The sequence below is a fragment of the Achromobacter sp. genome (assembly GCF_057314935.1).
The window spans coordinates 13,392-22,912 of record NZ_DBHKZA010000009.1; the positions used below are offsets into that span (position 1 = coordinate 13,392).

At 67.6% G+C, this 9,521-nt stretch carries 8 protein-coding genes, 1 tRNA gene and 1 pseudogene; 6 read left to right on the plus strand and 4 right to left on the minus strand.

What is annotated here, in order from left to right; all coding sequences use genetic code 11:
• Positions 1-323: pseudogene (locus tag ACO6D5_RS05010) on the minus strand (NAD(P)H-hydrate dehydratase); the annotation flags it as partial.
• A gap of 114 nt (positions 324-437) precedes the next feature.
• Between ACO6D5_RS05010 and ACO6D5_RS05015 the strand changes: the two are divergent.
• The gene (locus tag ACO6D5_RS05015; protein ID WP_485824762.1) at positions 438-1,271 is read left to right on the plus strand and encodes an enoyl-CoA hydratase/isomerase family protein; all 834 of its coding nucleotides are present in this window, start codon (positions 438-440) and stop codon (positions 1,269-1,271) included.
• 40 nt (positions 1,272-1,311) lie between these two features.
• Here the strand turns inward: ACO6D5_RS05015 and ACO6D5_RS05020 are convergent, their stop codons facing one another.
• Positions 1,312-2,049 (minus strand): enoyl-CoA hydratase-related protein, encoded by a 738-nt coding sequence (locus tag ACO6D5_RS05020; protein ID WP_485824763.1) that lies wholly within the window; start codon positions 2,047-2,049, stop codon positions 1,312-1,314.
• Positions 2,046-3,017: a nitronate monooxygenase family protein gene (locus ACO6D5_RS05025; protein WP_315846945.1), complete on the minus strand. Its 972-nt coding sequence runs from the start codon at positions 3,015-3,017 to the stop codon at positions 2,046-2,048. Before ACO6D5_RS05025 ends, ACO6D5_RS05020 begins: the two co-directional genes overlap by 4 nt.
• 205 nt (positions 3,018-3,222) lie before the next feature.
• Here ACO6D5_RS05025 and ACO6D5_RS05030 point away from each other — a divergent pair, with 205 nt between their 5' ends.
• The 4 genes from ACO6D5_RS05030 (at position 3,223) to ACO6D5_RS05045 (ending at position 8,146) form a co-directional block, all read left to right on the plus strand.
• Positions 3,223-3,846 carry a TetR-type transcription factor C-terminal domain-containing protein gene (locus ACO6D5_RS05030; RefSeq protein ID WP_315846944.1) on the plus strand — a complete coding sequence of 208 codons (624 nt, stop codon included), beginning with the start codon at positions 3,223-3,225 and terminating at the stop codon, positions 3,844-3,846.
• A 63-nt stretch (positions 3,847-3,909) separates the two neighbouring features.
• The gene (locus tag ACO6D5_RS05035) at positions 3,910-5,058 is read left to right on the plus strand and encodes an acyl-CoA dehydrogenase family protein (RefSeq protein WP_315846943.1); all 1,149 of its coding nucleotides are present in this window, start codon (positions 3,910-3,912) and stop codon (positions 5,056-5,058) included.
• Between the two features lie 237 nt (positions 5,059-5,295).
• Positions 5,296-6,525: a CoA transferase gene (locus ACO6D5_RS05040; RefSeq protein WP_315846942.1), complete on the plus strand. Its 1,230-nt coding sequence runs from the start codon at positions 5,296-5,298 to the stop codon at positions 6,523-6,525.
• Positions 6,526-6,592: 67 nt separating this feature from the next.
• On the plus strand, positions 6,593-8,146 hold the full coding sequence (locus ACO6D5_RS05045) for a 3-hydroxyacyl-CoA dehydrogenase (RefSeq protein WP_485824800.1): 1,554 nt from the start codon (positions 6,593-6,595) through the stop codon (positions 8,144-8,146).
• A 129-nt stretch (positions 8,147-8,275) separates the two neighbouring features.
• Here ACO6D5_RS05045 and ACO6D5_RS05050 read toward each other — a convergent pair whose 3' ends face one another.
• Positions 8,276-9,187 (minus strand): c-type cytochrome, encoded by a 912-nt coding sequence (locus tag ACO6D5_RS05050; RefSeq protein ID WP_485824764.1) that lies wholly within the window; start codon positions 9,185-9,187, stop codon positions 8,276-8,278.
• Positions 9,188-9,418: 231 nt separating this feature from the next.
• Between ACO6D5_RS05050 and ACO6D5_RS05055 the strand changes: the two genes are divergently transcribed.
• A tRNA-Arg gene (locus ACO6D5_RS05055) sits at positions 9,419-9,493 on the plus strand.
• Positions 9,494-9,521 lie beyond the last annotated feature (28 nt).

Below are 9,521 nucleotides of genomic sequence, written 5' to 3' on the forward strand. Positions count from 1 at the left end.
ATGCCGCAGCCGGCGACCCAGGCGGTGATGCCCCAGTCTTCCTCCAGCAGCGACCGGGCGTCGCGCAGCATCAGTTCGGGTTGCAGCGGGTCGCAGGCAAGGGGCGCGGCGTCCTGGGCAAAGCCGACCAGCACCTTGCCGGCACCCACCTTCAGCGCGGCGCGGCCCGCCAGCAACACCGCGCCCGCCATGCCCGGGCCGCCGCCCACGATCCCGACGGTGCCGAAGCTGCCCTTGTGGGTGTCCGCGCCGCGGGGGGCGAACAGAGCGGGCAGGCTGGCGCGGTCGATGGGGGCGCCGGCGGACGGGGCGGGGGTGTTCATGGGGTGAGGCTCCTTCGGGCTGTCGGCGGGTGGACGCCGTTGTATCCACTATAGTTCGCAAAAACGCGCCGGCCTCAGGCTTGCCCCACTGGTAAAGACAACGCGGAGAAGACAATGACTGATATCACGCTGCAACACTATTCGGCCTACGAGTCCCTGAAGCTGCGCCGGCATCCCGGCGGCGTGTTGGAACTGATCATGGGCGCCAAGGGCGGCGTGCCGGGCAAGCTGTCCACGGCGGACGACCGCATGCACCGCGAACTGGCCGATATCTGGCGCGATATCGACACCGACCCCGACACCCGGGTGGTGGTGATCCGCGGCGAAGGCAAGGGCTTTTCCGGCGGCGGCGACCTGGACCTGGTGCAGCAGATGGCGGACGACTTCGACGTGCGCACCCGCGTCTGGCGCGAAGCCCGCGACCTGGTCTACAACATCATCAATTGCAGCAAGCCCATTGTGTCCGCCATGCATGGCGCGGCCGTGGGCGCGGGGCTGGTGGCCGGGCTGCTGGCCGACATCTCGATCGCGGCGCGCGACGCGCGGATCATCGACGGCCACACCCGCCTGGGCGTGACCGCGGGCGACCACGCGGCCATCGTCTGGCCGTTGCTGTGCGGCATGGCTAAGGCGAAGTACTACCTGATGCTGTGCGAAACCGTCACCGGCGAGGAAGCCGAGCGCATCGGCCTGGTGTCGCTGTGCGTGGACGAAGCCGAGCTCATCACCCGCGCCTTCGAGGTGGCCAACAAGCTGGCCGCCGGCTCGCAGACCGCCATCCGCTGGACCAAGTATTCGCTGAACAACTGGCTGCGCATGGCCGGCCCCACCTTCGACACGTCGCTGGCGCTGGAATTCATGGGCTTCGGCGGCCCGGATGTCAAAGAAGGGGTCAAATCCCTGCGGGAGCGCCGGGCGCCCAATTTCCGGCCCGATTCGCCGTTCTGAAGCGATGGGTTGCACGAGCAACCCATCTTCACGCGCACCGCTATTTCTTGAAGAACTTCGCGAACGCCGCCTGCGCCTCTTCGGTCTGCAGGCGGGCGCGGAATTGCTGGGCTTCGTAGTCCAGCGTTTCCTGGATGGCCTGCCGGTCGGCCCGTTTCATCATGGCTTTGGTCAGGCGCAGCGCGGCCGGCGGCTGGCGCGCCAGGTCGGCGGCGGTGGCCTGTGCGGCCGCCAATGCCTGCCCCTTGGGCGCGACTGACGTCGCCAGGCCGGCCTCGTGCGCGTCGCGGGCGGAAAACGCCTTGCCCTGAAGCAGCCATTCGGCGGCGCGGCGCCCCGCCAGGCGGGGCATCAGCAGGCTGGATGCGCCTTCCGGGCACAGGCCCAGCGCCACGAACGGCATGCGCAAGGTAGCGCCTTCGCCGATATGGACGAAATCGCAATGCTGCAGCAGGGTCACCCCGATGCCGATGGCGTAGCCCTCGACCGCGGCGATCACCGGGACCTCCGCCGTGGTCAGCGCCCGCAGGAACGTCAGGCCGGCGCTGTCGCCCGCGCCGCGTTCGGCCTGGAAGTCGCGCAGGTCGTTGCCGGCGGTGAAGTGTTCGCCCGCGCCGGTCAGGATCACGGCCGACACCGACAGGTCGGCCGATGCGAGCGAGATCTGTTCGGTCAAGGCGGCGTAAGTGGCCGTGTCCAGCGCGTTGCGGCGGTCCTGGCGGTCGACGGTGAGCGTCAGGACGGCGCCCTCGCGGGCGACTTTCAGGCCCGCGCTCATGCGAAGGACCTGCCGGCCAATTGCGCGCGGGCGTCTTCGTACTCGCGGCGCAGCGTGTCGACGATCTTGCGGGTGGGTTCGATGCTGGCGATGCCGCCCACGCCCTGGCCCGCGCCCCAGATGTCTTTCCACGGCTTGACCCGGGACGAACCGAAGTTGGACGCGCCGCTGTCCGGCTGCGGCAGGTTGGCCGGGTCCAGCCCGGCGGCCGCGATGCTGGCCTTCAGGTAGTTGCCGGGGATGCCGGTGAAGAACGGGGTGTAGAGGATGTCGGACGCGCTGGCCTCGACGATGGCGGATTTGTAGCCTTCGCTGGCGTTGGCTTCTTCGCTGGCGATGAAGCGCGTGCCCATGTAGGCGAAGTCCGCGCCCATGGCCAGCGCCGCCAGCACGTGCGCGCCGGACGTGATGGCGCCCGACAGGATCAGCGGGCCGTCATAGAAGCGGCGCACTTCGGACACCAGCGCGAAGGGGCTGAGCGTGCCGGCATGGCCGCCTGCGCCTGCGCAGACCAGGATCAGCCCGTCCACGCCGGCTTCCAGCGCCTTCTCCGCGTGGCGGATCGTGGTGACGTCGTGGAACACCTTGCCGCCCCAGTCGTGCACGCCTTTGACCAGGTCGCCGGGGGCGCGCAGGCTGGTGATGATCAGCGGTACGCGATGGCTGGCGCATACGGCCAGATCCTGCTCCAGGCGGTCGTTGGACTGGTGGATGATCTGGTTCACGGCGAACGGCGCCACGGCGGCGCCCGGATTCGCTTCGCGGTACGAGGCCAGGCCGGCCTGCACTTCGTCCAGCCAATCCGTCAGCAGGCTTTGCGGGCGCGCGTTCAGCGCGGGGAACGACCCCACGATGCCGCTGGTGCATTGGGCGACCACCAGCGTCGGGTTGGAGACGATGAACATGGGGGCGCTGATGACCGGCAGGGACATCTGGCCATACAAATCTGTCACGAGAGAGTGGGGCATAGCGTCGTCGCGTTGTGTTCAGGTCAGTCCAGAAGAGGCCGCCTGCGGACAGGCTTGAGTCCCCGAGGCGGATGTGCCTATAATTACCTACCGACCGTCCGGTAATTAATTAATCTTTATTTAACGGCATGCGCCGAACCGCTGTCAATGGAGGCCCGCCCGGCCCCTTGGCCGCCTGCGGCGCCACCCCTTTGCAAAGGCTGTCATGGCGACCTCCGTCCCTCCTGCCCAGAAGCGCGCCCGCGCCGGCCGGCCCCCCACGCTGGCGGCCCCGCGCGAACGCATCCTGGAAGAAGCCGCCAAGCTCTTCGCCCAAAGCGGCTACGACGGCAGCTCGGTGTCTGACCTGGCCGCCGCCATCGGCGTGTCCAAGGCGGCCATCTACCATTACTACACGACCAAGCAGGACATCTACGACGCCATCATCCTGGGCGTGCTGAGCGGCCTGACCCAGAGCGTGGGCCAGGACGTCGACCGTGCTGATGGCGCCGCCGCCCGGCTGCGCGCGTTCATGGTCGGCCATGCCCGCTATTTCGAACAGCACCATGCCGAATTCGTGACGATGCTGATCGGCTATTCCGGCATGGCCCTGCCCGAACGCGAAGACGCCGCCCGGTTGCGCGACAGCTACGAGAAACGCCTGCGCGCGCTGATTGCGCAGGGCGTGGCTGACGGCGCGTTTCGCCCGCTGGACGTGGCCGCCACCGGCCGCGCCGTGCTGTCCATGCTGAATTGGATGGTGCGCTGGTACAAGCCGGGGCAGGGCGACAGCGCCGAAACCATCGCCGCCGGCTACTTCGATCTATTGCTTGGCGGCATGCGCGCCTGAACGCCGCCGCATTCGCATCCCCGCACCGCTTCCCTGCATCGCTTTTCTTGTGAGACTCCCATCATGGCCCTGGACACCGAAACCCTGACCCTCCTCCTGGACGCCGTGCGCCGCTTCGTGCACGAGCGCCTGATCCCCGCCGAAGACGAACTGGCCTCAAGCGGCCAGGTCCCGCCGGACATCGTGAACGAGATGCGCGAACTGGGTCTGTTCGGCCTGTCGATCGCGCCGGAGTTCGGCGGGCTGGGCCTGACGATGGAAGAAGAAGTGCGCGTGGTGTTCGAGCTGGGCCAGACCTCGCCTGCGTTCCGTTCGCTGGCCGGCACCAACATCGGCATCGGTTCGCAGGCCATCGTGCTGGCCGGCACGGACGATCAGCGGGCCCGCTACCTGCCCAAGCTGGCCAGCGGCGAACTGATCGGCTCGTTCGCGCTGACCGAGCCCGACGCCGGCTCCGACGCGATGGCGTTGCGCCTGTCCGCCGAACGCGACGGCGACGGCTACGTGCTGAACGGCACCAAGCGCTACATCACCAATGCGCCCATCGCCGGCCTGTTTTCGGTCATGGCGCGCACCGCGCCCGAGCGCCGCGCCAATTCGATTTCATGCTTCCTGGTCGAAGCCGGCACCCCGGGCCTGAGCATCGGCAAGCCCGACAAGAAGATGGGCCAGGCTGGCGCCCTGACCAGCGACGTGGTGTTCGACAACTGCCGCGTGCCCGCCAGCGCTTTGCTGGGCGGCGAGGAAGGCAATGGCTTTCGCACGTCGATGCGCGTGCTGGACAAAGGCCGCCTGCATATCTCGGCGCTATGCGTGGGCATTGCCGACCGCTTGCTTGGCGACGCCGTGAAATACGCAATGGAGCGCAAGCAATTCGGCCAGCCGATTGCCGAGTTCCAGCTGATCCAGGCCATGATCGCCGACAGCCAGGCCGAACTCTACGCCGCCCGCTGCATGGTGCTGGACGCCGCCCGCATGCGCGACCGCGGCGAGAACACCACGATGCAGGCCGCCTGCGCGAAGCTGTTCTCGACCGAGATGGTGGGCCGCGTCGCCGACCGCGCCGTGCAGATCCACGGCGGGGCCGGCTACATGTCGGAATACGCGGTGGAACGCTTCTATCGCGACGTGCGCCTGTTCCGCATCTTCGAAGGCACGTCGCAGATCCAGCAGCTGGTGATCGCCCGCGAAACGATCAAGGCCCATTCCTGATGCCAAGCAGGCCAGGGGGCGCGCGTGGCTGCGGATGCCTGCACGCCACCCCTGCCGCGCACTCCCGCGTCCGTGCGCCGGCCGCCCGGCCACGCCGGCGACCGGCCCGGGGCTTGAACGGCTAATATCGCATATGACGCGCTGGCGGCCTGGCCCGCTGGCATGACGGACTCCACTCCGGCTTGCGCTGGCCGCAAGCCGGACGTTTTCATTTCCCATCTAGCGAAAAGAACACTGATGTCGCAACGTCCCGCTCCCCTTACCGGCATACGCGTGCTGGATCTCACCCGCGTACTGGCGGGCCCCTGGTGCACCCAGAACCTGGCCGACCTTGGCGCCGAAGTGATCAAGATCGAACGGCCCGGCGCCGGCGACGACACGCGCGCCTGGGGACCTCCCTATCTGAAGGACGAAGCGGGCAACGACACCACCGAAGCCGCTTACTACCTGTCGGCCAACCGCAACAAGCTGTCGGTGGCGCTGGACATCGCGTCGCCGCGCGGCGCCGAGCTGGTGCGTGAACTGGCGCTGCAAAGCGACATCCTGGTCGAGAACTTCAAGGTGGGCGGGCTGAAGAAATACGGCCTGGACTACGAAAGCCTGAAGGCCATCAACCCGCGCCTGATCTATTGCTCGATCACCGGCTTCGGGCAGACCGGCCCGTACGCCAGCCGCCCCGGCTACGACTTCATGATCCAGGGCATGGGCGGGCTGATGAGCATCACCGGCGAACGCGACGACCTGCCCGGCGGCGGTCCGCAAAAGGCCGGCGTGGCGGTGGCCGACCTGATGACCGGCATGTATTCCACGGTGGGCATCCTGGCCGCGCTGCTGGAACGCGCCAACAGCGGGCTGGGGCAGCACATCGACATGGCGCTGCTGGATTGCCAGGTCTCGATGCTGGCCAACCAGAATCTGAACTTCATGACCTCGGGCGTGGCGCCCAAGCGCGCGGGCAATGCGCACCAGAATCTGGTGCCCTACCAGGTGTTCGCGGCGGCCGACGGCCACCTGATCGTGGCGGTCGGCAACGACAGCCAGTTCCGCAACTACTGCGGCGCGATCGGACTGCCCGAACTGTCGGCGGACCCGCGCTTCTCGACCAATCCGCAGCGCGTGAAGAACCGCGCGGAACTGGTGCCGTTGCTGGCCGAACGCATGGCGACCGGCGCGCGCGACCACTGGCTGGCCGCGCTGGAAGGCGTGGGCGTGCCGGCCGGCCCCATCAATACGCTGGACCAGGTCTATGAAGATCCGCACGTGCTGGCGCGCGGCATGAAGCGCGAGTTGCCGCACCCGGCGGCCGGCCGCGTGCCGATGGCGTCCAGCCCGCTGAAGTTCTCGGACAGCCCGGTCGAATACCGCCGTCCGCCGCCCATGCTGGGCGAACACACCGCGCAGGTCCTGGCTGAAAAGCTGGGGTTGTCGGCCGAAGACATCCAGGCGCTGGCCCAGAGCCAGCCCTGAACGGAGGCGGAGCGGCCAGGCGGCCGCTCCGTTTTCCCATGCGCCCCGCCACGCCGCGGCGCACACGATCCATTCCAATAAAGGCAGGAGAAGGTTGATGACGGAGATTCAAACCATCGGCGTCGTGGGCGCCGGGGCCATGGGGCGCGGCATTGCGCAGATCGCGGCGCAAGCCGGTTTGCGCGTGCGCTTGTACGACACCAGCGCCGACGCGGTCGCTGCCGCGCGCGAGTCGTTGCGCCAGACGTGGGACAAGCTGGCCCAGAAGGGCAAGATCACCGCCGCCGACGCGCAGGCGTCGCTTGAGCGCGTGGAGTCCGCCACGGCGTTGACCGACATGTCCGCGTGCCAGCTGGTGGTGGAAGCCATCGTCGAGCGCCTGGACGTCAAGCGCGACCTGTTCGCCGCGCTGGAAGGCGTGGTGTCGGAAGACTGCATCCTGGCGTCGAACACGTCGTCGCTGTCCATCACCGCCATCGCCGCCGCCTGCAAGCGTCCGCAGCGCGTGGTGGGCTACCACTTCTTCAACCCGGTGGCGTTGATGAAGGTGGTGGAAGTGATCGATGGCCTGCGCAGCGCGCCCGAAGCCGGCGACGCATTGGCCGCGCTTGCCCGTCGCATGGGCCACACGCCCGTGCGCGCCAAGGACATGCCCGGCTTCATCGTGAACCACGCCGGCCGCGGCATGAACACGGAAGGCCTGCGCGTGGCGCAGGAGGCCGTGGCCACCTTCGCGCAAGTGGACGCCGTCATGCGCGAGCAGGCGGGCTTCCGCATGGGCCCGTTCGAATTGCTGGACCTGACCGCGCTGGACGTGTCGCACCCGGTGATGGAATCCATCTACCGCCAATTCTTCGATGAGCCGCGCTTCCGCCCGTCGCCGATCACCACCGTGCGTCTGGCCGGTGGCCTGATCGGCCGCAAGGCAGGCGAAGGCTTCTATGTCTACGCCGACGGCCAGAAGCAGGTGCCCGCCGAACCGCCCGTGCCGGCGCTGCCGGAAGGCCTGAAAGTGTGGGTCAGCCCCAAGCACGCGGAAGGCTACGCGCGCGCCTCGGCGCTGGTCGAGAAGCTGGGCGCGACGCTCGTCACCGGCGCCACGCCCGACGCCGATGCGCTGATCATCGTCACGCCGTTCGGCGATGACGTCTCCACGTCGGTCTCCGCCCAGGGCTTGAACGCGGGCCGCACGGTCGGCCTGGATACGCTGTACGCGTTCGACGGCGCCAAGCGCCGCACCCTCATGGTGTCGCCCGCCACCGAAGGCAAATGGCGCGACGCCGCCCATGCGCTGCTGGCCGCCGACGGCGTGCCGGTCACGGTGATCGAGGATTCGCCGGGCTTCGTCGCCCAGCGCATCGTGGCCATGATCGTCAACATCGCCAGCGACATCGCGCAGCAGAGAATCGCCACCCCGGAAGACATCGACCAGGCCGTGACGCTGGGCCTGGGCTATCCCGTGGGTCCGCTGGCGCTGGGCGACAAGCTGGGCGCCGACCGCATCCTGGAAATCTTGAAGAGCATGCAGCGCGTGACGGGCGACCCCCGCTATCGCCCCAGCCTGTGGCTGCAACGCCGCGTGCAGCTGGGCCTGTCCCTGCTGAAGTCCTCGGCGGAATAATTCACCGCCCGTAGGATGGGTGAAGCGCGTTCCGGTCTGCCCACGCACATGGACGATTGCCGCGCGTAACCCATCACGCAGCAAAAGAAAAAGCCCCTTTGAAAGGGGCCTTTTCTTGGGCGCGCCGATTTATTTGGCGGCGTCCACCATGTACTGCACGGCTGCGCGGATGTCGTCTTCCGACGCGTTGGCCGCGCCGCCCTTCGGGGGCATCGGCGGCTTGCCTTGCATGGCGACCTTCACCATGGCGTCCATGCCGGTCTTGATGTAGGGATCCCAGGCGGCCTTGTCGCCGAACTTGGGCGCGTTGGCGACACCGGTGGCGTGGCACGCGAAACAGACGCTCTTGTACAGCTTCTCGCCGGCCGGGTTGACGGCGGCGGCCTGAGGCGCGGCGGCAGGAGCCGCAGCCGGTGCCGCAGCAGCCGGGGCAGCCGCGACGGCCGGTGCGGCGGCTGCAGGCGCTGCCGCGGCAGGGGCGGGCGCGGCAGCAGGCGCCGCGTCTGCTTCCTTCTTCGCGCCTTCTTCGGCGGGCGCGGCGGGTTCCGGCAGCGAGGCGCCGGACTTGTTGGCCATGTAGACGACCGCGCGCGCGACCTCATAGTCGGACAGCGTGGGGTTGCCGCCCTTGGCGGGCATGCCGCCCTTGCCGTGCAGGGCCACGTTCAGCATCGTGTCGTAGCCGGACTTGATGAACGGCGCCCAGGCCGCGTTGTCGCCCATCTTGGGTGCGCCGGCGATACCGGCGGTGTGACAGGCCGTACAGACCGCGGCAAAGACCTGTTCGCCCGTCTTGAACACCCTAGGGGCGTTGGCATCGACCAGCGCAAAACCCGCGACCGGCGCGATGCGCTTGGTGACGGCTTCTTCAGTCAGGGTATCGGAGCCGGCGCCGACCTTGGTGCCGGAGACCACCATGTTCACCAGGAGGATGATGATGGCGATTGGAATCACGAAAGATAGGACGATCGTGACGACCAGTTGCTTGGGGGTCTTGATGGGGGAGGAGTGCTCTTCTATGTGTTCCTGCTCGTTGCTCATGACCAAATCCTGCTAACGGGTGGGGCGCCTGGCGGCGGCAACAGAAAATCAGTAACTGCACAAATCGGCGAACCGGTGACGCATCCGCCTGCAAGCAAACGCTGGATTATATAACGGTGTCACGGACGGGCGTCCAATGAAGCTGCGGGGGTTTTCGATGAGATTGACGGAAGATTTGATCCACTTCATGCACGCTATCGAAAACTAGGTACAATGTCGCCTCCTTGCGCTGCGCCCGTAGTTCAATGGATAGAATGAGAGTTTCCGAAGCTCTTGATACAGGTTCGATTCCTGTCGGGCGCGCCACAGAATCAAAGACTTGGAAGTGGTCTGG